The organism is Rhodohalobacter sulfatireducens, from assembly GCF_022012475.1.
In the GTDB taxonomy this organism is placed as follows: Bacteria; Bacteroidota; Rhodothermia; order Balneolales; family Balneolaceae; genus Rhodohalobacter; species Rhodohalobacter sulfatireducens.
On record NZ_JAKLWS010000020.1, the window covers coordinates 19006 to 43789 of the forward strand.

The following is a 24784-nucleotide window of genomic DNA, read 5'->3' on the forward strand; positions in this document are numbered from 1 at the left end:
ATTCATTCGAATTGAGTAGTTTTATTGGTTCATATCCCTTTTATTACCCATTGAAAAAAACAGCTTAAAACAATGAAAAAATTTATTCTATTACTTGGCTGCCTGATCTTATCCATCAACACGGCATTCAGCCAACAAATAATCCCATTATGGCATGATGGTGTTCCGAATTCACAGCCAACAGAAGTAACAGAGATCCATGAAACCGAAAGAATTTTATGGATTGAACAGGTTCAAAAACCAACCCTGGAGATCTATCTGCCGGCCAAAGCACATGCAACAGGCAGAGCTGTTTTGATTTTACCGGGCGGAGGATACCGGGGACTCGCTTATGACTGGGAAGGAACGGACTTTGCCAAGTGGTTCAACTCCAATGGAATTACGGCATTTGTACTTAAATACCGGCTGCCGATTTCAGATTCAGTCGTTGAATCGCATAAAGCTCCATTGCAGGATGCAAAACGAGCCATTCGAACCATCCGGGCAAATTCCAAAAACTGGAATCTTTCAGAAGATCAAATTGGGGTGATGGGTTTCTCCGCCGGCGGTCATCTTGCCTCTACCCTGGGAACACACTTCGACCATGAAGAGGTCATTGAAGCCGATTCCATCAATACACTCAGTGCCCGTCCTGATTTTATGATTTTGATCTACCCTGTCATAACAATGAAAGAGCCTTACGGCCACGATGGTTCAAGAAATAATCTGCTGGGTGAAAATCCAGATGAAGCCATGATTGAATACTATTCGAACGAAACACAGGTTTCCGAAAATACACCCCCGACATTTCTGCTTCATGCAACCGATGATGATGCGGTTCCCGTAGAAAACAGCCTGATGTTCTACAAGGCACTCAAAGAAAAAGGTCATCAACCGGAGATGCATATCTACCCCGAAGGCGGACACGGTTTTGCACTGGCAATTGGGCATGATCATCTCGAAGGATGGACCGAACGATTATATGATTGGCTGGAAACCCTGGATTGAATTGTTCGTAATCACCTGATAGGTATTCTACTTCTTCTAGGTGTATTAAAAGCAGGATTGTGAAATGAATAAAATCTGGTTATGAAATTAAAAAAACCGATTTTCCGGTTCTGTACTGTTTTGTTAATTGCCTTTACTACAACGGCATGCTCAAGTTCAAATGTGAGTGGCAATGAAGATATCATTCGAGATCAGGCCGGAACTCTTCGATGGGGCGGCGCACCGGCAGTTGATGGCGTTGGAATGCTCTTTATCGTTGATGAGGCGGAATACGGTGCTCCCGGTACACCTGATGACTATCCCGAATTTTTTGAAGAGAATATTTATGAAGTTGAAGTTCGGGCTGATTTTAAACTAACAGGCGAAGAGTCCGTACGGGGCTGGGGTGCCACTTTTCCCGCCATTGAGTTCATCAAAATTGAGAAATTGTGATTCTACTTTGCGGGTGATTCAGATGAGTTTATATTAAATAAATTCATTCATATTTGTCTGATAGTTCAAGATACTCGCTCCGATGGCACTTGCAATACATCTTCTTCTCATACAACTTGCTCTGCATTCGAGCGATGATTTAGATTCAACTGAACTACTTCGATCCATTAAAAACGGGGATCATGATGCATTCAGGAAATTCTTCGACCGTCATCATAAGCATCTCTATTATTTCCTGCTGAAGAAGGGCATGTCGGAGCAGGTTGCGGAAGATCTCATCCAACAAGCATTCTTAATGATCTGGGAGAGACGGAAACAGATTGATGAAACCAAATCCCTGCGGGCCTATCTTTTCAGGATTGCATATACGCGCATGCTAAACCACATCCGCGATCACAAAAAATTTAGTGACTCTGCTGAAGCGGACAGTGTTGTAACCTTAACCCCGGATTCAACACTTATAAACGAGGAGCTCAAGGAGCAGATCGATCGTGCCATTGAGTCCATGCCTGATAAACGCCAAACAGTGTTCCGGTTGTGTTTTCTGCAGGGGTTCAGTTATAAAGAAACGGCGAGTACCTTGGATATATCACCCAAAACCGTAGAGAATCATATGGGATTGGCCCTGAAAGATCTCCGGGAAGCACTTAAATCGTTCATGGAGTAGAAAATATTTTTCTTTTTAATTCATTTAATTGAGGTAAATAATTGCCAATCAACAGATTATTGAATTTAAAATAGTCGTTGGGGGAAACCGAAAAGTGATGTGTACATAGAGTGCAAATGGATAACAACCCATAATAAACACTCAAACATCATGAAAACTTACATTCAACTGAACCTGTACACAACTATCTTACTCATCCTTCTGTTTTCGGGATGCTCATCTGTAACAAGCGATGATACTGAAAATCAAATAACACAAGAAGATCTCGAGATCGCAGCCGAAGTGGTCGGTGAGTCATTATCTGATCAAAATTCAGGAGCCATGTCGAGCTTGTATGATGCATTGTCAACAGTAGATGCTACCGGCATACGATATCGAAATCAAGGATCATCAAGAGCCAAACAGGAGTTTGGACGAGGATCGGAAACAGATTACGAATATCAATACGACCCTGAAACCGGAACCCATACAATCGACTTTACACGGAGTGTAGACCGACCCAACTTTTCAAAATCAGTAGAGGGTCACTTGGAATATATTTTTGCGGACCCCGAAGGAACATTCGTTGTTTTGCCGAGAGCTCATAAAGACTCTGTTGAAACCGTTGATTATAAAGGAATGCGCGAAGGTGAAAGTTCAGGATTAAGATTTGAATCATATTTTACCCGGGTTGATACATTCTTTCTCTCCGGCCTTCATGAAACAAGTGAGTTCTTCCGGTTCAATGGCACTCACCTTGGAGAGGGAACCCGTATCAGAAAACCTGCAGAGCGACCCGAATTTACAACTGAATATGAGGTAAATTTTGATTTTATCGACATTAACATAGATAAAGCCATTGTTGAGGCAAACGGTACGCTTGAAGAGGGAGTGACCGGAACTGTAAATTATTCCCTGCTTTTCACAGGCACAAATGGTAATCAAAATCGAGATAAAGATGTTGAAGGAACCATAGAATTTACGGGAGACGGAACCGGGCTGCTGCGATTTAAAAAATTCGCCAAAATATTCAGGTTAAGCCTGGATGATGGTGAAGTCACAGAAGAGTAGTATTACCCCTAAAGACAAATGAAAAGCAGGTAATTGAAGTTACCTGCTTTTCCTTAATTCCACCGGATGAATAATTACACTAATTTAATGCCACTGGCATTCTTCTCTTCTTGTGACTGGTTCAAGTTTGCAACTTGGACCTTAAAGAACAAGATTCTAATATACGTGAGACCATAAGATATCACCTCAAATCATGTGATAATTTTAGAACTTAACCGTTTAATCTGATCTCAATGTCACCCGACAATCCCTTACCGGAAAATGATCGTGATCTGCAACTGGCTCGAACCATTGAAAATGCAGAGAAAACTGGGGGATCTCCTGAAGAAATTGATGATCCATTGATGCCACTTTTACTTCAGTATAGAGAGGCGGACCGCGAAGAATTCAGGCATACATCACCCAATTCTTCATCTATTTGGGCTGGAATCGAACCCGGCCTTCAAGAGGATAGCACACCCATTTATAGGCTCTTAACCGGTTCCGACATGGTGCGCTGGATTGCAGCGGCCGCAGTTGTAATACTCACCTTATCTATGTTTTTCTGGCTTTTTGAGAGAAGTCAGCCCGAACTCATTGCTTCAAGTCAGAATGTAATTTCTACTGTTACTCTTAAGGACGGAAGTATCGTTACCCTCCGCCCCTATTCGTCTCTTTACGAAGTATCCAACAGATCAACGAAACAGGTGTACTCAGTCAATGGAGAAGCTTACTTTGAGGTAGCCAATAACCCAAATCGAACATTTGTGACAGAGACAGAAGAGGGACGAGTGAGTGTTCTCGGTACTAAATTTATGATTCAAAACTGGAACGGCCGAACCTCCGTTTTCCTGGAGGAGGGACAAATACGCTTTGAAACGAATGACCAATCGTCATCTATAATACTTGATCCGGGTGAATACAGTACCATTACCGACAACACAATCTCGCAGCCTGAGCCTGAAAACAGCCGGGTATTTAAAGATTGGCTCGATAATATATTGGTTCTTGAAAATCAGCAGGCGCGGTTGGTACTAGCAGAAATCGAACAACATTTCAACGTTTCTATTGATGCCCGATATGCGCCTGATGAAACTCTTGGTGGATCATTGCAGCTCGATAACCTTGAACAAGTTCTGATGGATCTCGGAGTAGTCCTCGGCGGACGATTTGAGCAGACTGGGGCTGATCAATATGAATTTTTACCTGAAAACTAAATCCAAATGAGACGATTATTCCTGACAGGATTGCTGCTTTTGTCTTTATCTTTTTTTAAAAATGCCTGCGCCCAGGAATTTGATTATTTGGATGAACCATTATTGGACCTTCTAACGGATCTTGAAAAGAGTACCCCATATCGTTTCTTATACCGTGAACCGTTAGTTGAAGATATAAACGTAAAATTCTCTGCTGATGCTGAAGATCTTTTTGAAAAGCTGGAGCAAGCACTCAACCTGAATAATATTGGAATACGGGTTGATTCTGCTCGTCACCAGGTTCTAATTTTCGAACAAAAACCGGAAAGTTCAGAGCAGATCACTGCAATCAGTGGATTTGTGGTTGACCATCAAACCGGAGAACGCCTCCCCTATGCTACAATACGATGGCTTGAAAATGGCACCCAAAGTGGAATAACAGCAAATCAAACCGGTGCATTTTCACTGAACCAAAATTTTGAAGATAGTCGAATTTCTCTCCAGGTTTCCTATGTGGGTTATCAAGAAGAAACTCTATACCTGGATCTTGATGAAAAACAGAACTGGACAGGAATAACAGTTCGATTAGAACCCGAACTCTTCAGCTCGCCCGAAATCATCGTCAATGGGGTTACCTACTTTAATCCGGCCGATACGGTATTTAGCGGTTTGATGGAGATTGGAAATTTTAGTCCGCTCGGGGAGGATAACTCCGTGCGAGCCCTGCAAACTTTACCGGCGGTGAATGTTACCAATGCTCTGAATGATGGAATAAACATTCGGGGAAGCTCCGTCGACGGCTTTAACGTTTTACTGGATGGCGTTTCAGTTTATAATCAAAGTCACCTTTTTGGATTGGTGGACAGTTTTAACCCGGATGTGCTGCAAAACCGGGGATTTTTTTATGATGTGGCCCCCGCTCAATTTGAGTCCCCATCCGGTGGAACGCTCGCCCTGATTACCAAAACCGGTTCACTCCGTGAATATAAAGCCACCCTTGGCACCAGCAATACAGCCTACCGGGCCACAATCCAGGGTCCCATTGAAAAGGGACGTTCCAGTTTTTTGGTCTCGGGTCGTCATTCCTACATGAACACCATCAACTGGATGAATAACCGGGACCTGATCAAATTCGGGCTGAATATCGATCGTCCATCATCAAGTAATGATATTGAGCAAACATCCTTAAATGATTTTTTGATTCGCACCGGGAATTACGATGCCGCTTTTTACGACCTACATGCTAAACTCTACTTTGAGGGGAAAAATGGAAATCGATTCCAGGTAAGTGGTTATCTCGGCGAGGATCAAACCGAGCAATTCTACGAGCGCTGTTTTATTCGATCATCCGACAACCTCTGCCCTATCCGATTTAGTAACGTCAATCAAAATTTTTTCAGGTTACAGGAACTTGAAACCAAGAATAACTGGGGAAATCGACTGGCCTCTGCAAGTTATCAATTTCAACTGGGCAAACGTGGATTCGCCGAATCGCTTGCCGGGTTCAGTGATTACAATACCTCTTACTACAAAGACGATTTTACTTATCAAAGAAATGGCAACGGAAGACGGGAAACTTTTCTGAGGCCATACGGCATTGAAAATACACTCACGGAGTTTAAGCTGAGACAATCGTTTAATTATTCATGGCCTTCTGTGAATTTTTATTCCGGCCTTACATACTTCAATTATGAACTTGAGTATTTTGAAGATTCCTTCAGGCGCCTCAATTATTTTGACAAAACGACTGTTTCGCAAATTGACCTGGCTACCCAGGTTGATCTTACACATCTCGAAAATTTAAATGTCTATTTGGGCAGTCGGCTTCATTATACCAGCAGTGGGGAATATTTCCGGTGGTCGCCCGGAGTGAAACTTCATGCTTATCCATCTCAGCCGATCTCTTTTAGTTTAGGTTTTTCAAGAACTCACCAGTTTTTAAATCAGATTGGATTATCCAATATCAATACGGAGGATATCTGGATTGCCACGACAGAGAACCAGCCTCCCACACAATCCGACCTTTTTTCTGCGGGTTTGTATCTCAAACTAACGCCTGCAACATACATTCGAGTAGAAGCTTACCTAAAACAGATTGAGAATATGCGACTTCACGAATCTCAAACACGTTTTATCCCTGCCACTCTTGAGTCGGAAGTACCCTGGTATTATCAAAACCAGCTTTCTGCCCGGGGTATTGAGTTCCTGTTTCGTCAGATACTGGGACCGGTTTCGCTGTCACAATCTTATACTATATCATCAGTGGAAATTGAAAATTCACGTATCAATAGCGGAAAGCCATTTCACCCGGACTGGGATCGCCGGCATCAACTCTACTCCCTCATTGAATTTAAACTGTCTGATAACCTACAACTGCATGCTTCCTCAACTTTTGCAACCGGTACACCTAATCAACTTTTTAAAATCCTTGAGGCAACTCAAAATCCTTCAAACATTGGAGTAACTGAACGCCTCAACAACTACCATCGGCTGGATTTTAGCCTGGTATTTCAAACCACGGCCATCGGTGATAAAGCAGAAGCGAAAATTTTTCTCTTTAACGTACTGGATCGACAAAATGAGTGGTATCGTGAATTTGGTGTATTTGTTGAGGAAAACACAAATGCACCGGCCAGAGATCGATTTTCAACCATCGGTTTACCCGTTTCTATTTATGATCTTGGATTTCAACCGTCATTTAACCTGAAACTTGAGTTTTGAGGGAGATCAATCCTTTATCCGTTCATAAAAAATTCGCCAATTCAAAGACCAAGTTTCACCTCCGTCTGTTGACGATTCCCAGTCCCATGTCATTGAATTTTCAGTGATGTCATAAAACACCATACGCTGGGTAAAACTGCTTCCATCCTCCCGCTCAAAAACATCTGTTTGAAAGATTCTTTTCTCTCCGTCTACCATTCCGCTAAAATCATAATATCCTCCGGAATTATCTGCCCACGCCTGCTTCCAACAGTCAAATTTTGGTCGATAAACTGAAATGCTTGTGCCTTTAAAACCGGCATTTTGACCCTCCAATATTCTGAAATTTTCCTGGATTACATTTCCATCCAGGATTGTTTCGATGTGATTGGTGCCTCGTCCCATTTCTTCTCCCTCTTCCCAGCTGACCTCCCATTCTCCAACCCAAAAATCGAAGTATTCACCGGGTTCGAGATTTTCGATACTTTCCTGAGAAAAGGAGGTAAATGGTATAAAAAGGAGAATTATAAAGACAGATATTATACCAGTAATTGCTTTGCAGAGATTATTTTCTGAGATCATATTTATCGATTAGATTCATTCTTTATTCCCGGATATTGAAATTTATCACCGTGTAATAGATATCGGTATTTCTACTTTCACCATCCGATCCTCGTCTCATTTCTAATACTACCGTATCCTCCCCGGTGAAGCCGGGTTTGGGACGATACCTGTATTTAACGACTGCTGTTCCATTGAAATCATAAAAAAGCTCGCTAATCGAGGCGTTCCGGCTGTCTTCCTTGATAGTTGCCTGCTCCTCATCTCCCAAAGCTCCGAGATTGTGGATATATTCTTCACCGGGCACGATCTCAGTATTTACTACATCAAAATCTTTGACGACGGTATGCTCATCCTCTGATTCAAAGATGTTACAACCGGCAGAAAGGGCCAATAAAAACAATATTGCACTCAATTTTCTCATAACTTTCTAACGATATAATTTCCGGGTAAAGCTGAATTGTAAAAAAGAAGAAAAGTCGATTGTAAGCTGTATCTCTTTTCATGTAATGTATACACTTAGATGAATTGGATGACCTATGAAACCACAAATTAAAATATGCTGTATCTCTTCAATAGAAGAAGCGAAAATGGCAATCAATCATGGAGCTTCTGCGTTAGGATTGGTAGGTGAGATGCCCAGCGGTCCCGGCCCGATTGATGATGATCTTATTCAAAAAATTGCAAAAGAGATCCCGCCACCTATTGCAACTTTCCTGTTGACAAGCGAGAAGTCCGGTGAAGCTATTCTGGATCATCATAAACGAACTCAAACCAATACCATCCAAATTGTAGACCGCCCTGATGAGGGAACTCATAAATATCTGCAAAAGGAGTTGCCCAATGTAAAACGAGTGCAGGTTATTCATGTAACCGGTGATAACTCCATAGATGAAGCGCTATTCTATACCGAAAAAGCGGACTTACTTCTGTTGGACAGCGGGAACACCAACCTGGATGTAAAAGAGTTGGGCGGTACCGGCCGGACACACAACTGGGATATCAGTCGTGAAATTGTTAAACAATCCCCAATTCCCGTTTTCCTGGCCGGCGGTTTAGATGCAGACAATGTAAAAAAAGCCCTCGATACCGTTCAGCCGTTTGGCATAGATGTTTGCAGTGGTGTACGTACCAATGGAAACTTGGACCCGAAAAAGTTAAAAACTTTTATTAAAGCTTCAGGCTTCTCAAATATTTAGATCATCAGGGTGATATTTAAAATAACCACCTTTTTAATATGAACGCTGAATAATAATATATGGTGGTGAATTCCCGATAACATATTTTTCGGCATCAAAAACATAAATATCATAGTCAATCATGACCGTATCAACCTTTCCACTTTCTCTATTTTCAAGGTCACTATTCTCTAATTTTTGTACTGTTAAACGTAAAGATTCACCCTCCTCGACAAGATGAATACGTCTTTCTTCATTTTCGGGGCCAGTATTAACTGAATCGATATCAGCAAATAATTCATCATTGAGTTCAAAATAAGTTCCCATGTCTAAAGGAAATGAGAACAGCATATCCGAGCCCGTAACTTCCCAAGTTATTGTATCCCCTTCTTCCACAGTCCAGGATCCTTGATTATTGCCGCGGTTATCGTAAATACGCCACTCCCCATCATCATCTTCTCTTACTGTAACTTCAGTTGGAGTACATGAAAACATACCACAACTACTCATCAGTGCTAAAACAACTACCATAAGGCCAAAGAACTTTGTTTTCTTAATCATATTATTATGTTTTGGTTTATTGTTAACCCACCATAACTCCGGTAAGGATGTAATGATTATTCTTGGTTTAAAAGCTCTTCTTTAAGATTAATATACTCGGGATCTTCAACCATGGACTTTAAGTCTGGTATCCACTCAATCTGGGATATAATATCAGGCCGAACCCATCTTAAGGCCTCTTCTCTCATGCCTAAATTCTCATATGTACTAATTGCATTCACAATAAATACTTGATTTTCGCTATTCAGATTAATCGCCTGATTTATATATGACAGTGCTTGATCTCGATTATTCAAATCTGCGTGGAAGGCAGCAATACTTGATAGCAGAACAGCATCATTCGGATTGACCTCTAATTGTTGCTCTGCTTTTTCAATTGCAGTGTAATACAATTCCTCCTCTCCATCCAAATTCTCACTCCATTCGACGGCAGATGCATAATTTGCCCATATTTCATATCGATTTCTGAATGACTCATTTTCAAGTACTAATTTATACATATCGGCAGCCTCTGTATAATTTCCATTCCGATAATAAATCGTGGCTAAGTTTACTGCAGAAAGAGGATTTTTTTCGATTGCCATAGATCGTTCAAACATGATCCTGGCACTGTCTACTTTATTCTGCCAGAAGTATACTGCACCAAGGTTGGAATAAAGACTACTATTTTGAGAAGTAAGATTGATTGCTTTTTTAAAATTATCAATCGCCTGATCCCAATTCCCTTCATCTAGATGATATAGAGCCAGTTCATTGTATCCTATCCAAAAATCGGGTTCCTTTTCAATAATTCTTTCATAAATCTTTAGCGCTTCTTCTTTTTCCCCTAAATTGTAGTAAGCTCTCGCCATTATCCGGTGTGCTCTTGTATACTCTGGGTTCAAATTAAGTGCATTTTCAAAGTGCTGAATCGCTTCTTCATAATTATTTTGACCGTTCTCAATTAACCCCATCAGAAACTGAACTGCCGGTAAATTTTTATCGATGGATTGAGCCTCATCGAGTGCATCTTTCGCCTGGTTAACCAGATCAATATTTTGTGTGATCACGAATTTTCTCCAGTAGGCTTCGCCTGTTCCTGCATATGCGAGTGCAAAATTGGGATCTATATTCAATGCATTTTCAAAATGCTGAATAGCACTGTCAAGCTTATCAAGATTTACCGGTTCCTGTAAATTTGCCCTGCCTTTAAGGTAGTGTTCATAAGCTTCCGGGTTATTCGGTTCGCCACGACTAATCGTTTCTATCATCACTGGCTGAACTTCTATTCTCAGCATATTTAACATAGCCTGAACACTCTTTTTCTCTAGTTGTGCCAGGTTGTTTGAATGGACCGTAACCTGCGCAGTTTCGATACTAACTATATTCTCAGCGTCAATAAGATCAAGGATAAGTCTGGTTGAGTCTTGGATTGATTGTATTGTGGAGCGAATAGCAATGTTAACACCAAACTGTTCATATGCTTCTGAAGCACTTTTTACATTTCTACTTCGAATTTCACTGGCCGGCGTTACCCAATACTCATCCTCATATTGTTCAAGGTCTGATAATCTATAGGAAAGTGTTTCTGTGAGTCCGGCTGAAATATAGGCTAAATCGGGGTCTTCACTGATATTTTCAATAGGCAAAACAGCCATATGTTTCTTCGCCGGTATATTTCCCATCAGAACAAAATCATTCTCCCACCAAAAGATGAAAAGCGTGAGCAAAATCGTGAATACCGCGGCACCAATTACCAGGTAAATATTTCTTTTTGATGAAGCTGTATCTTCTTCTTTTGTGGATTGCTCAGCAGCTTTTTGCCCCTCCTTTATATCATCTAAAACTCCGGAGAGGTCCTGGTAGCGTTCTTCCGGGTTTTTCTCCAGGCACCGGTTAATAATCTGACGAATATATTCCGGAATTTCTGAGCTTTCAGAATCAATAGGCAGAGGATCTTCTTCAGTAATGGAATACATAATGGCCGCTTCGTGCATCCCCTGGAATGGAAGCTTGCCTGTAAACAGTTCATAGAGAACCACACCATATGACCAAATATCCGACCGTGCATCGGCTTCTTCACCCCGTAACTGTTCCGGCGACATATACGCCGTAGTTCCTGCTGTTGTATTACTGCTTTTGGGTTGATCGCTTCCTTCTAATTGGGCCAGACCAAAATCCATAATCTTAACCCCATTTGAGGAATCGACCATAATATTTCGCGATTTGATATCACGGTGAGTGATCCCCTTTTGGTGAGCCGCTTTAATTCCTTCGGCAATATCAGCAGAGATTTTAACTTTCTCTTCAGTATTTAGGTCATCCCCATCAATAATGTCCTTGAGCTCCTGGCCCTCAACGTATTCAAGAACAATACATAGCTCTCCGTTTGCCTCTTCAATGGCAAAAACCTGTGCAATATTTCTGTGGTTCAACCCTGCCGCAGCCTGAGCCTCAATCCGAAAACGATCATGTTTGGATTGATCTTTTGATATCTGCTTTGGTAGGAATTTGAGTGCAACTTTTCGATTCAGACGTGTGTCTTGAGCCAAATAAACAACACCCATTCCTCCTTCGCCAATCTTCTTTCTTAATTCATAATGCAAAAAATTGGAAGCCATTTTTTACACCTATCCGAAAGTTTAAATTAAAACCCCATGCCTCCCTATACTTTAAATTCGACTATATGTTACTGATAAATTTTTATTATTTAAAAATATCAACTACGATATAGTTTATTTTAGCATACAGGAAAAAATTAATCTCTCTTTCATTTTAAAATTTCTCTTTAACTTCGAATAGAATTATAGATTTTGTAGGCAGTCATAAAATTCAAAAGTCCCCTTTTTTTCCGGGGACTCTATTAAAAAATCTACTACTGAATGATCATCCTCGGGGCTGAACTTCCCTGGACAAATTTCCTTTCGCTTATTACAAACACCTCATAGATTAACTCTCCCCTGGGAGCATCTTCCTTAATTGTTACACGAAGGTTTTCATTTGCACCAACAACCTGAGATCGACCGTCTTCAAAAAGATTTCCACTAAATTCGAAGTATTCTACAACGTCTTCAGCAAATGTAAAGATTACCTCTCCTTCACTCCGATTTTGCCATTGAACCTGGTCGTTCGATGCTGCGTTGAGGGTCCCCCTGTTGTTGCCATTCAGGTCCCGAACTCTCCATACATCTTCACTGTCTTTTTCAATCCTTACGTTCAATTGTGCATATGTACTTTCCATGTCCACATTTATATAAATCATTCCCGAAGAAATTATAAATAGTGCAACCATAGATAGTATTAAACTGGCTTTTTTTGTCATCTGTTTTATGTTTTGTGTTATTGGTTATCCCTCTTTCAAACCCAACCAGAAAAAGGATTAGTTATTCGCTTGGTTCACAAGTTGATTTTTAAGTGCCAAAAATGCCGGGTCTTCAGCTAAATTCTGTAGCTCCGGCTGACTTTCAATATCCTCAATCATCTCTGCAGAAACCCACTGAAGGGCCATTTCTCTCATATTCAACTTTTCGTAAATCGATACTGCGCGTAATCTTATAAATACATTTTGATCGTTAATTTCCAGTGCTCGGTTAATATAATTCCTGGCTTCACTTACATTATTTAAATCTGAATAATAAGCCCCGATATCTGCCAAAATTAATGGATCATTTGGGTTCACTTCGCTCTGTTTTTTTGCTTTCTCAATAGCTGTTCTGTAGAGATCCCTGGCTTCAAGAGAATCTCCGTTCAAATCAACAGCTGCTGCATAATTCCCCCAAACATCATACCGATTGGGATATTCATCCAAAACGATCATATACATCTCTGCCGCTTCACTGTACATTTCATCTACAAAATAGATGCCGGCCAGGTTGTTTGCTGTTAAAGGATTTTCATCGAGTTCCAGTGATTTTTCAAACATCTCACGAGCCCTGTCATTATCTCCCTTATAGAAGTAAGCAATTCCCAAATTTGAAAATGCAATGCTATTATTGGGTGTAATCTCAACAACCTCTTCAAAGTTTTGGATTGCCCCGTCAAAATTACCGTTGCTAAGATGGTAAACCCCCAGATCTTTATAACCCTCCCAGTAATCCGGTTTTAATTCAATAACTTGTTGATAGGTATCCAGTGCCCTGGCCGTATTGCCAATTTCATTATACACGTTCGCCATTTCGCGGTAAGATGCTGTAAATTTTGGGTCTATTTCCAGGGACCGTTCAAAGTAGCTGATCGACTCCTCATAATCTCCTGTTCCGCTTTTTACCAATCCATATAGATGCTGTACAGGTGCCAGTTGATCGTTGATGGAGTTGGCACGGTTCAAAGCAGTTTCAGCCAGCCCTACAAATTCTACATCACCGGTTACTTCATACTGTCTCCAGTAACCTTCCCCCAACCCGGCATACCCAAGGGCAAACTGCGGATCTAAAATCACAGCTTGTTCAAAAAAGTCAATTGCTTCATTTAAATCATCTAAATTCATCTCTTTTTGGAGACTTGCTCTACCCTTCAGATAAAATTCATACGCTTTAGGGTCTGAAGGTACGTCATCAAAAATAGCTTGCTCCATTTTGGGGCGAATATCAATTTCCAGCATCTTTATCAATTCCCTGATTGCGTTCGTTTCAAGCATTGCCAGATCATCCGAATGCACCGTAATCTGCCGGGTACTCAGTCGACGAACATTATCGGCATCGACCAACTCTAAGATCATTCTTGTTGAGTCCTGAACGGTTTGAATGCTTGCAGATATCGCTAAATTTACACCAAATATTCGATTTGCCTGTGACGCACTAAACACATTTTCCTTTCTAATTTCGCTTGCCGGTGTCACCCAGTAGAAATCTTCATATTGTTCCAGTTCAGACAATCGATAGGAAAAAGTTTCAGCCAGTCCATCACAAATGGCCTGCATATCCGGATTTCCCCCGATATTTTCGATAGGTAGTACGGCGAGGTATCGCTTATCCGGAAAATCTTCACCTAAACTACTCACTCCATCAAGCAGAAAGTAAAAGGCTACAATCAAGAGGCTGACAACCGCAATTCCGGCGGTTAAATACTTCGTTGTCTTCGGCGACACCCGGGAGGGAGACGCATGAACCTCTGATGAGTCCATAGTTGCAGAACTCGCCGTAGCAGTATTCAAATTAGCGGTGTTTACATGTTGGGACTTCAAGTCAGCTAAAATCTCCGCAACACTCTGATAACGCTCATCAGGATTTTTCGCCAGGCATCGTGTTATTATCGTTTTTATATATTCCGGAACACTCTCATCTTCCGGATCCAGGGGATGTGGAGGATCTTCTGTAATGGAGTACATCACGGCGGGTTCGTGCAATCCCCGGAATGGCATCTCTCCGGAAAAAAGTTCATAGAGCACAACTCCAAACGACCAAATATCAGACCGAACATCTGCCCCTCTTCCCCTCAACTGTTCAGGAGACATATAAGCAGTGGTTCCAATAGTTGTACCTGTTTTTGTAATAGGATCGGTTCCCTCAAGTCGAGCCAGGCCAAAATCCATAATTTTGACACTCCCGGAAGTGTCAACCATTATATTTCGCGTCTTTATATCCCTGTGGATGACTCCTTTTTGATGAGCCGCATACATTCCCGATGCTATTTGCGAAACAATCTCTAATTTATCATCGGTACTCAGTGTCCCCTCTTCGATAATATCTTTGAGTTCCTGCCCATCTACATACTCCAGGGCGATAAATAACTCATCGTCAACCTCTTCAATGGCATAGACTTGTGCTATATTGGTATGACTTAAACCGGCTGCGGCCCGGGCCTCAATCTCAAAACGTTGGCGTTCAACTTCATTTTTTGCGATATGCGGGGGTAAAAATTTAAGCGCAACATTTCTGTGTAATCGTGTATCTTTTGCAAGATATACAATTCCCATCCCGCCTTGCCCGAGTTTTCTTTGAATATCGTAATGTAAGTAAGATGACGGCATGCCAAGTACGTATTGTTCAAATTTTTACCCCCCTCTTCTTGAAAAAAATCTACTTTTTTTTTGTAAGAATGTCTAAGGATATTAAACATAAATAAGGTCTTAACACAAAAAATCTATAGCTTAGTGTTGATTATTTCATATTATTTAGTAGTCACTACAGGTTCATTGAGTTATTTTGAATCAATTCTGTTGAACAAATAAGCGTTCCAATAAATGTCGAATGTCGAAAAACTTCAAGCCGAAAACAGGCAACTTCAGCTTGCAATTAACGAGCTAAAAATCCTAAATGATGTTGCAACAACTATTTCGTCTGTTCAGTCTGTAGATGAGATCATCAACCAGATTGTGATGAAATGTATCAAGCATATGGGGGTTGAAGAGGGCACTGTGAACCTGCTGGAGCGAAGTACTGAAGGTGAGAATTTCCATACAATGGTACGTCACAGAGATACTTCAGGCGTAAAAGTACCCTTTCGGATGGATACAGGATTAAAAGGATGGATGCTAAAAAACCGTACTTCATTTTTAAGTAATGATATCCGCAATGATGACCGCTTTCAATTTCTCTCTGACGATGAATATCCCTTCGAATCCATCCTTTGCGTACCGCTGATTGTTAAAGGCGAAATGATCGGATACCTGGCTGTTTTTAATAAACGGAAGGGTGTCTTTACGGATGAAGACCGCAGGTTACTTTCCATCATTGGATCTCAATCTGCACAAATTATTGAGAATGCTCGTCTGCTTGAAGAGGAAAAGAGATTAATCTCACTCCAGGAAGAGCTCAGTATGGCCTCGGAGATTCAACGCAAACTACTCCCGGATCAACCTCCGGAAATCCCCGGGTACCAACTTTTCGCTACAAATATTCCCGCAAAATCTGTGGGGGGCGACTACTATGATTTTGTACCCCTTTCTGATGATCGCCTTGCATTTTGTCTCGGAGATATAACCGGAAAAGGGATGCCGGCAGCCATGTTGATGTCGAATCTTCAGGCTACTTTCAGGAGTCAGGTTCTAGTAAATGATGATTGTGCCATCTGTATCAGGCGAACCAATAAACTTTTATACAGAAGCACGGAATCAACGAAATTTGCCACGATGATTTATGGCGCCCTGGACCCAAAAACCGGGCAAATAAAATACACCAACGGCGGACATGACTGCCCGATCCTCTTTAAGAAAAATCAAGACCCGATAGAGCTTGAATCCACCGGTTTAATTCTCGGTATTTTTGAAGAATCAGAATACACGCAAGAATCGATTCAACTTGAATCGGGAGACCTTTTATTAATCTTCAGCGATGGTATCACAGAAGCGATGGATTCTGATTTAGAAATGTATGGTACGAATCGGCTTCTTGAACTTGTCCAAACACACGCTGACAAACCTGTTTCAGAGATCGGATCAATCATACTGCAGAGTGTAAGGGAGCACGCAGGCAGTAATACTCAGAGTGATGATATCACATTGATGTTGATCAAAAAAGACTAATCAATTCAAGCCCCCTCACTTACTACAAAATTTAACAACTACTATAATTATGGCTCGAATTGAAGTGTAATTTAATACAATGAAATCGTTACCATTATTGAGTACATTTTGTCATGATTGAATCGATGTGTAGATTCACCTGATCTATAATAAGTATTGATAATTAAAACTAAATTACTGATGGACAATAAATTAGTAACTTTTATATCAAATATTTATAAACTTAAATTTTTTAGGTGGAATGATTTTCCCCGATTTTTCAGGGTATTCTTTTTAAGCTTGTTTTCTATTTTATTTGTTCAAGCTTCTGTTTTCCCCACAAATGTAAAATCACAGCAAAAAAGTATTGACCTGGGAGTAGATAATTGGCATCGAACGGATCGACACGACGGGTACGTAACAGGCAATGGACACATCTATACTGTGGGTGGCTTAGGACAACAACTCACTCGGTCGGGCAAATCTTTTTTACACAATGAATCTGTTTCCCTTACCCGTCTTGCATGGATCAACGGGCCCCTCTACTCTGTCGGAAATCTTGGGTATGGATGGGAACTCATTCCGGACGTAAATGGCAACGCTGAAGTATGGCAATCTGAATCTGTTCTCAGTCCAACTGCAAATCAACCATTTTGGCGAGTGCTATCGAAGAGTGAAAACCTTAAAGCTGAGATCACCGATATTATTGTCCAGGATCAGCCTGTATTATTGCGAAAAGTAAGAGTGACTCTTTCCGAAAATTTTAATGATTCAGATGTTCGCATATTTATACCGGTTTATCCCGATCCCAGAAACAGCGCTCCATTTGAGTCTTGGAATGGTGAGCCCGCCGAACAGCAGAGAACTTCGATAGAAGATGAGAATTTGCTAGAGGTCGATAGGAATGCGAACGCAATAATATTACGAGGTGCCCCCCGTGCCCTGTGGCAAGAGATCTCCACTCCAATACCGACAGATGCAGACTACGAGAAGATGTTCCCACCGAGAGCTTTGGCCACAACTGTCACCTCCAACGACTCATCTGTTGAGGTTGAAGTTGCGGATTCCGGCATTCATGTACATTTGGGGCAATTAGAGCCCGGTATATCCAAAGAGTTCGGTATTTGGCTTGTAACGGCCTCGGACCGGGAAGACAGGGTTAGGTATTCCGTTATAGAGCGTTTAGGGAACTGGACCCAAAGAGATATCAACCAGGTTGCAGATGAAAGTCGATCCTCGCTACCGGAACCTCTGATTCAGCGAATCGATAAACCTGAAGACCCCTTTACCACCATTATTCAATCAACAGCTTCCTTGGCCCGGGCTACCCAGGCGGCCAGTGGTTGTGTACTCGCACAACCCTATATGTACCCGATGTGTTATGTTCGCGATCAACTTGGTTCTTTTAAGGTCTTTCTATCACAAGCCGATTACGACCGCGCCTATCGTGCACTCACATTTTATATCGCCATGCAAAATCGATATGGAATCCAAAACGCGTACGATACCACTCCTACCCCGCCGGATCCCACAATCTGGAATCCTTCAGCTAATAGTATGGATGGACATCACAGTGTTGCCGAAGTTCCAAGCATTATCATTCTCATGGCAAAAGACTTTTACAAGGCAACCGGAGACCTCAGCAAAATTAAACCGTTGTACAACCGGCTTGCCTACAATCTCAGGGTTCAGCAAATCAATGAAAACGGCCTGCTCCCCTCTCCCGGGGATGAATCCTACACAAATTCCGAACAGACAGCACCGAAGTATCGAACCGAGATGACAGACTCCAACCTGTTATTTATCTCAGCCGCTCGTTTTATGAGTGAACTTGCAGATACTCTTGGCTATGCTGATGATGCAGACGAATTTAAAGAGTTGGAAAAAGAGACAATGAAAGCAATGATGGACCGCTTGTGGCTGCCGGAGAAAAACCATTTTGCCTACGCCCGTTCAGATTCTGACAACAATGAGGAAATTGACAAAAGGCCGGCTTTAGATCTGCTTCTCCGATGGTTTTGGTTGGATATGAGTGATCCGCGTGATTCAATTCCACAACAAAATTTGTCCGTTGTTCTAAATAACCTTGTTGATCCCGTTCGAGTAGTACCCGAAGTATATAATTTCACAGCGGGTATGGATCTCGGTTATATACTTCATGCACTGGCACGAAGTCAGCATCCCGCGATGCACGATGCAGCTGAACTGATGGTAAACTATGCATCAAATTCCGGGCTTTTTGCAGAGTACTATGAACATGAAGATGAAGTCATCACGCCATTCAGCGGGACTCTTCGCCCTTGGGAATCCGGAATAAACGCTGCTGCAATGGCCCAGTATCTATTGGGATTTCAACCGGACCTGCCCAACAACTTAATTGCTTTTGAACCCCATTTACCACCAGAATGGCAAGGTTGGGAAACCAGGAAAATCAATTTATATGAGCAGGGTTCCATTCAGGTTGCAATGAAGCGGGAGAATAGTCAAACTGTAAGCATTTCTCTACTACGTTATGATGGAAATACACCCCTGGATGTTAGCTTAAAATTTGGGGGATTTGGTGAATCAATTCTCCTCAAAAATGAAAACTATACAGATCTTTCAGAAGAAGATGGAGTGATTGAAACTGAATTCACACTAAATGAAGAAGAAAAGATCTCATTGCTGCTCCAGCTCGGTAATAATAACAATTAAAAAATTATAAAAGAGCTGACTCGATTTTAAATTATTCCAAAAAATAACTATGATATTAGTGCATCGAGAGAAAGTGATATCAGGAAATTACTATCCTCTTTGGAGCCGGTAGTTATTTGGTTTTATACACCAAATACGGCTCTGTTATCCATCATAAAAGGTTGTTTTTCAACAAAAGTATATTATTAAAAAAACGATCAAAGTATTATCATTGAATACGTTGGATTAAAAGAAATTAACATATTTAGCTGTACAGCTTCCGGCAATCTATAAGGTTTAAAGTCAGATTTTTCATGGAGAAACAGACTATTTTGGTAATTGATGATGAGAAGTCTACCCATGTCATGTTAAAGGCAATGTTGGGTAAAGATTTCAATTTAAAGTTTGCCAATAGTGCGCAGGAGGGAATAGACTTGGCAGCCGAAAATTCCATTAATCTTGTACTTCTCGACATACAAATGCCTGAACTTTCCGGTATTGAACTGCTAGAGTCTATCATGACCGACATTGCACTGAGAAGTGTCCCTGTTATTGTAATGACAGGTAAAGCAACAGAAGATATTGAAGAACAGGCACGTGAAATTGGAGCCACTGAATTCGTATCCAAAGAGTTTCTGTTTTCAAATAAAGATGATTTTAAAAGCCTTCTTAATGAGCACCTCCTGGAGGAAGCAAAACAGTTTAAGCTATCCGATCGCTACAAGCAGGACTTTCGTACCATCATCAAAAAAATACAGACCGAATCTGTTCATGGTGATTTTTTCTCAGCTTGCAGGAAACTGGCCGTTGGTTTAATGAATTCATTTGATATCGACTACATCTCTTTTTGGAAAATACAACGCTCGAAACCAAGCTTGATCCTCTCTATCGGTGATCGACAACCTGAAAATTTTGGCCCTGATGAGCTGATGTCCGAACGTGCTTTTCGAGAGTTGGCACGAACGAAACGTCCCTACATGACGAATAATCCGCGGGCTGAGGAGAACAAGGGAGTATTTGCCGATACTTCTAAAGAACTTGGTTTAAGCTCCGAAGCGGGAATTCCTCTCTTTAAAATCGACAAAGATACCTTTACTAAAAATGGAATGGTCATTCCCGGCAGCACTCCCCTTTTTGGATTCGTTATACTGAAAAGAAACAGGGTTTTTACCACTAAAGAATATAAACTCCTCTCCCGCTTTATTATTCAATGTGGTACAATACTTTGGGGACTATACAGGAAACTCTATTCAAATAATGAATGACAAGCTCCCTTTGTTTTTGGAAAACTATCTCGGATTGATGTAAAGAATACAATAACTGATCTACCTGCTACTGAAAAGATACCTCTTTAGATATTTTAAACCCATAATTCACTTCATGACTTCACTGATTCTAGCTCTTGTCACTCTTCTATCAACATTCAGTGTTGATCCCGAATCCACTTCCTCAAGTCAAAATGAACCTGTAAAAATAGCTGTAGCCGGCTTAACTCACGATCATGTCCATTGGATATTTGGACGCGATAACAGCAGAAATGACATTGAGGTTGTTGGAATCTATGAACCCAATGAGGAGCTCTGGCAACGATATATGGAGATGTACGACCTGGATCAAAATCTGCATTTTGATGATTTGTTTGACATGCTGAATGAAACCCATCCGGAAGCAATTACTGCTTTTGGATCGACTTACGATCACCTGCAACTGGTTGAGACAGCCGCACCTTTGGGAGTTCATGTAATGGTTGAAAAACCGTTGGCGGTAAATCTCGATCATGCACTTAGAATGAAAAAGCTTGCAGATGAAAATGATATACATCTGATCACCAATTACGAAACGACCTGGTATTCCAGCAATCAAGAAGTAAAACGGTTATTTGAACACGATAAGGGGTTTGGAAAGATCAGGAAAGTAACCGTAAACGACGGGCACCAGGGGCCTAAAGAGATCGGCGTGAGCGAGGAGTTCCTGGAATGGCTTACCGACCCGGTTTTAAACGGGGGTGGTGCAATTATGGATTTTGGTTGCTATGGTGCAAATTTGATCACATGGCTAATGGATGGACAGGAACCTACATCCGTCACTGCAGTCACTCAAACTCATAAACCCGGAATCTATCCGCATGTTGATGATGAAGCGACCATTATTTTGACCTATCCCGGCGTTCAGGGAGTTATCCAGGCATCCTGGAACTGGCCATATAACCGAAAAGATATGCAGGTATATGGAGAACACGGATATGCTTTTGCTCAAGACAATCAGAATTTGCAGATTTTAAAAAGAGCTGATGAATCCCCTGAAAATATTTCAATAGATCCAAGAGAGTATCCCTATAACGATCCCTTCAGCTACCTTGCAGCTGTAGTCAACGATGATATCACCGTTCAGGAAACCGACCTTTCATCTCTCTCGAATAATATCACTGTGATGAAAATTTTGGATGCCGCTAAAAAGTCTGCTGAAACCGGTAAAACAATTACATTAACTCCCTGATAATTTAATAAACAGTCATATTATTCTATGAATCAGCCTAAACCAGATGAACCCGTCATCGAAGGGCGAAAACTGATTATTGTTTCACTTTTATCCGGTTTAGTCTGGCTTCTATTGGCAAACCTCATCATCTATTATATACAGGAAACAAAACTGGCAGAACTGTTTTTTGCGGGCTATCATTTTCTTATCCAGTTAGGTATAGGTTTAATTTCAGGAGTGATTTTTGGATTTGCCGGTCTCGGTTTGATTCGGTTGAAAACGTTCAAAAGAATTTTAAACGAGTACGCTATTATTCGCCAGGTGAAGCAGATGGACCTATCTGTGAAAGAGATTGTGTATGTTTCTCTTGTTGCCGGCATATCTGAGGAGATTCTCTTCAGAGGCGCTATTCAGCCGGTGATTGGTATCTGGTGGACCTCCCTATTGTTCATCGGAATTCACGGTTATATTCGATTGAAAACCATTCCCCACATCTTGTATTCCCTCTTTACATTAGCCCTGAGTACAATGCTCGGTGCTCTCTTTATGTACATTGGGCTAATCTCTGCCATGGCTTCCCATTTTATTTACGATGTGGTCGTGCTATATGGTATTAAAAAAAACTTATCTCACCCTGATAACTGAAGGATCAATCCTTGACAATCAAAACCTCCAGCCGCCTCGGCCCATGAACCCCCTCTACCCGGCTCAACTCAATATCCGAGGTAGCAGACGGACCTGAAATAAACGTAATCGGTCTCCCCTCTTTTGTTACGGACGATTCAACCGCAGAAAATCCTTCGGGTATCAACTCTACTATTTGATCTTCCCGAACAATACAGAGGTGATAATCGGGTACCAACGTCAACGCTCGTCTCCCCTGTCCCTCACCGGCATCAAGGATGATCGTTCCTGTTTGGGCCACGGCATGAGCACAAGTTGTAATCACACCATCGGATTGATCCAATACAAGGTGAGTCAGCGGCGAACCAAGGTTATCAAAAAGCGGATCGATATCAACCGGAAGCAATTCTTTATCAAAACCTTCTGGAATCACGAGTTTTGTAACATTCTCTCTTTTACAGCTCTCTGCTATGACCTTCTTTAAATTGCTCTCTTTCACTCGTTGAACCGTCGCCTTATACTCTCCAACCCGCTCTGCAAAGAGTTCTACAATTTCGGACTGAGACAACTTTCCTTTTTGCAGATAATCTCGTTTTAATTCAACATCACCAGGACTTTCCGAATCCGGCACTTCAGACAGGGCTTTTCGAATAGTCGACAGCATTTCTGATTTTGAATCACTCATCGCGCTTCCTCCACCATTCTCTGAATGTTTGATCCGGGATCGGTTTGAGATCTCTCATCGCCGTCCACCCGGAAAGCTGACCCGGCAGTTTTGAAATGGTGCCATCTTTGGTAAATAGTTTTTGGCCTGTTCTCGCCAATTTCTGACCTCGTTCATATCTCGAACGACTTTGAAAAGCACGAGCCATCATTTTCATCCCGATATGCTCCAGGTCAGTTTTTTGTTTAATTCCACCATTCCGTTTCTTCTCATCCACAATCTTTCCCCGAAGATGAACCAATACCTCAGGAATATTGATCTTCACCGGGCAAACTTCATAGCACGCTCCGCAAAGTGAGGAGGCATACGGCAGTGAAGCGACTCCATCATCCTCAATTCCTTTTAGTTGAGGGGTTAATATCGCTCCAATCGGACCGGGATAGACAGAGTTATAGGCATGACCGCCAGTGCGTTCGTATACAGGACAAACATTTAAACACGCACTGCACCGAATGCAATGAAGAGTTTGTCGGCCAACCTCATCTTTCAGAACATTTGTACGCCCATTATCCAGCAATACTAAATGAAATTCCTGCGGGCCATCGCCATCTGTAACACCCGTCCAAAATGAGTTGTAGGGATTCATTCTTTCAGCCGTAGAAGATCTTGGTAAGAGCTGCATAAACACTTCAAAATCCTGCCAGGTCGGGATAATTTTTTCGATTCCCATTACAGTAATCAAAGTGTCAGGTAACGTAGTACACATCCGACCGTTCCCTTCCGATTCTACAACAGCAACCGTTCCTGTTTCAGCAACACCGAAATTCGCTCCGCTGATTCCCACTTTTGCATTCAAAAATTTCTTCCGCAGGTACAATCGGGCTGCTTCAGCCAAATCCTCCGGCCGGTCACTCAACTCTTTTTGATTTAGTTTCTTGCGAAACAACTCGCGGATTTCAGCCCTGTTTTTATGAATCGCAGGAACTAAAATATGCGAGGGTTCATCCTCCGCCAGTTGCACAATCAATTCAGCCAGATCGGTTTCCAGCGCTTGAATTCCTTCTTTCGCTAATGCTTTATTCAGCTTAATCTCATCCGTTGTGATCGATTTAACTTTCACGACCTCTTCAACCTGCTTCTGCTTAACCAAGTCAACAATTATTTGATTGGCTTCCTTTGCATCCCGTGCCCAATGTACATGACCGCCTGCCTTCTTTACGGATTCTTCGAGCTGCAGGAGATATCTGTCCAGATGGCGCATCACCCGGGTCTTGATCTGACTCCCGGCTTCACGAAGTTTTTCCCAATCCGGCATCTCATCGACTGCATCCTTTCGCTTCTCACGGATGGTATGCGTGGCGTGTCCAATATTTTTGCGAAGCTGTGTATTTGAAAGATACGCCTTTGCAGAGGCTTCGAATGTTGGGGTATGCTTAGATTTATTCATGCTTGTTATCCTCAATTAAATTCGTTCCAAAGCTCTCTTTGACCTCGTACCGAAGTTCCTGCTTCGGTACGCCAAACTGAAGCCCCGCTTCCTTACAGACTCAATCAATAAAGAGTTGAAACAGAGTTTCTTCCAAGAGCATGATCCGAAGGAGACCTTCGGATCAA

At 41.7% G+C, this 24784-nt stretch carries 20 protein-coding genes; 12 read left to right on the top strand and 8 right to left on the bottom strand.

Annotated elements, in window-relative coordinates:
- Window positions 1-72: 72 nt before the first annotated feature.
- From L6773_RS14120 to L6773_RS14145, 6 genes are all read left to right on the top strand, one after another.
- The gene (locus tag L6773_RS14120) at window positions 73-987 is read left to right on the top strand and encodes an alpha/beta hydrolase (protein WP_237855085.1); all 915 of its coding nucleotides are present in this window, start codon (window positions 73-75) and stop codon (window positions 985-987) included.
- Between the two features lie 81 nt (window positions 988-1068).
- Window positions 1069-1419, top strand: coding sequence for a hypothetical protein (locus L6773_RS14125; protein ID WP_237855086.1), 351 nt, complete (start codon window positions 1069-1071; stop codon window positions 1417-1419).
- An 82-nt stretch (window positions 1420-1501) separates the two neighbouring features.
- The gene (locus L6773_RS14130; protein WP_237855087.1) at window positions 1502-2086 is read left to right on the top strand and encodes an RNA polymerase sigma factor; all 585 of its coding nucleotides are present in this window, start codon (window positions 1502-1504) and stop codon (window positions 2084-2086) included.
- Window positions 2087-2236: 150 nt separating this feature from the next.
- Complete coding sequence (locus tag L6773_RS14135) at window positions 2237-3136, top strand: hypothetical protein (RefSeq protein ID WP_237855088.1); 900 nt, start codon at window positions 2237-2239, stop codon at window positions 3134-3136.
- A 233-nt stretch (window positions 3137-3369) separates the two neighbouring features.
- Window positions 3370-4332, top strand: a complete 963-nt coding sequence (locus L6773_RS14140) for a FecR family protein (RefSeq protein ID WP_237855089.1) — start codon at window positions 3370-3372, stop codon at window positions 4330-4332.
- Between the two features lie 6 nt (window positions 4333-4338).
- The gene (locus L6773_RS14145) at window positions 4339-7032 is read left to right on the top strand and encodes a TonB-dependent receptor (RefSeq protein WP_237855090.1); all 2694 of its coding nucleotides are present in this window, start codon (window positions 4339-4341) and stop codon (window positions 7030-7032) included.
- Between the two features lie 6 nt (window positions 7033-7038).
- Here the strand turns inward: L6773_RS14145 and L6773_RS14150 are convergent, their stop codons facing one another.
- Both L6773_RS14150 and L6773_RS14155 read right to left on the bottom strand, forming a co-directional pair.
- Window positions 7039-7593: a hypothetical protein gene (locus L6773_RS14150; protein ID WP_237855091.1), complete on the bottom strand. Its 555-nt coding sequence runs from the start codon at window positions 7591-7593 to the stop codon at window positions 7039-7041.
- A 22-nt stretch (window positions 7594-7615) separates the two neighbouring features.
- Entirely contained in the window at window positions 7616-7996 is a 381-nt protein-coding gene (locus tag L6773_RS14155; RefSeq protein WP_237855092.1) for a hypothetical protein, read from the bottom strand.
- A 115-nt stretch (window positions 7997-8111) separates the two neighbouring features.
- Between L6773_RS14155 and L6773_RS14160 the strand changes: the two genes are divergently transcribed.
- The gene (locus tag L6773_RS14160) at window positions 8112-8771 is read left to right on the top strand and encodes a phosphoribosylanthranilate isomerase (protein ID WP_237855093.1); all 660 of its coding nucleotides are present in this window, start codon (window positions 8112-8114) and stop codon (window positions 8769-8771) included.
- 33 nt (window positions 8772-8804) lie between these two features.
- Here the strand turns inward: L6773_RS14160 and L6773_RS14165 are convergent, their stop codons facing one another.
- The 4 genes from L6773_RS14165 to L6773_RS14180 all read right to left on the bottom strand — a co-directional run bounded on the left by L6773_RS14165 (window position 8805) and on the right by L6773_RS14180 (window position 15258).
- Window positions 8805-9311, bottom strand: coding sequence for a hypothetical protein (locus L6773_RS14165; RefSeq protein ID WP_237855094.1), 507 nt, complete (start codon window positions 9309-9311; stop codon window positions 8805-8807).
- A 56-nt stretch (window positions 9312-9367) separates the two neighbouring features.
- Window positions 9368-11911 carry a serine/threonine-protein kinase gene (locus tag L6773_RS14170; protein ID WP_237855095.1) on the bottom strand — a complete coding sequence of 848 codons (2544 nt, stop codon included), beginning with the start codon at window positions 11909-11911 and terminating at the stop codon, window positions 9368-9370.
- A gap of 254 nt (window positions 11912-12165) precedes the next feature.
- Window positions 12166-12612 carry a hypothetical protein gene (locus L6773_RS14175; RefSeq protein ID WP_237855096.1) on the bottom strand — a complete coding sequence of 149 codons (447 nt, stop codon included), beginning with the start codon at window positions 12610-12612 and terminating at the stop codon, window positions 12166-12168.
- A gap of 57 nt (window positions 12613-12669) precedes the next feature.
- Complete coding sequence (locus L6773_RS14180; protein WP_237855097.1) at window positions 12670-15258, bottom strand: serine/threonine-protein kinase; 2589 nt, start codon at window positions 15256-15258, stop codon at window positions 12670-12672.
- 213 nt (window positions 15259-15471) lie between these two features.
- On the opposite strand from L6773_RS14180, the gene L6773_RS14185 reads away from it, so the two are divergent.
- The 5 genes from L6773_RS14185 (at window position 15472) to L6773_RS14205 (ending at window position 22527) form a co-directional block, all read left to right on the top strand.
- The gene (locus L6773_RS14185; protein ID WP_237855098.1) at window positions 15472-16752 is read left to right on the top strand and encodes a PP2C family protein-serine/threonine phosphatase; all 1281 of its coding nucleotides are present in this window, start codon (window positions 15472-15474) and stop codon (window positions 16750-16752) included.
- Window positions 16753-16932: 180 nt separating this feature from the next.
- A complete protein-coding gene (locus L6773_RS14190; protein WP_237855099.1) occupies window positions 16933-19425 on the top strand; it encodes an alpha-L-rhamnosidase-related protein in 2493 nt (830 codons plus the stop codon).
- 293 nt (window positions 19426-19718) lie between these two features.
- A complete protein-coding gene (locus L6773_RS14195; protein WP_237855100.1) occupies window positions 19719-20669 on the top strand; it encodes a response regulator in 951 nt (316 codons plus the stop codon).
- A 115-nt stretch (window positions 20670-20784) separates the two neighbouring features.
- Window positions 20785-21900 carry a Gfo/Idh/MocA family protein gene (locus tag L6773_RS14200; RefSeq protein ID WP_237855101.1) on the top strand — a complete coding sequence of 372 codons (1116 nt, stop codon included), beginning with the start codon at window positions 20785-20787 and terminating at the stop codon, window positions 21898-21900.
- Window positions 21901-21927: 27 nt separating this feature from the next.
- Window positions 21928-22527, top strand: coding sequence for a CPBP family intramembrane glutamic endopeptidase (locus L6773_RS14205; protein ID WP_237855102.1), 600 nt, complete (start codon window positions 21928-21930; stop codon window positions 22525-22527).
- Window positions 22528-22531: 4 nt separating this feature from the next.
- Here L6773_RS14205 and L6773_RS14210 read toward each other — a convergent pair whose 3' ends face one another.
- Both L6773_RS14210 and L6773_RS14215 read right to left on the bottom strand, forming a co-directional pair.
- Entirely contained in the window at window positions 22532-23191 is a 660-nt protein-coding gene (locus tag L6773_RS14210) for a LutC/YkgG family protein (protein WP_237855103.1), read from the bottom strand.
- On the bottom strand, window positions 23184-24617 hold the full coding sequence (locus L6773_RS14215; protein WP_237855104.1) for a LutB/LldF family L-lactate oxidation iron-sulfur protein: 1434 nt from the start codon (window positions 24615-24617) through the stop codon (window positions 23184-23186). The genes L6773_RS14210 and L6773_RS14215 overlap by 8 nt, the downstream gene beginning before the upstream one ends.
- Window positions 24618-24784: the final 167 nt, after the last annotated feature.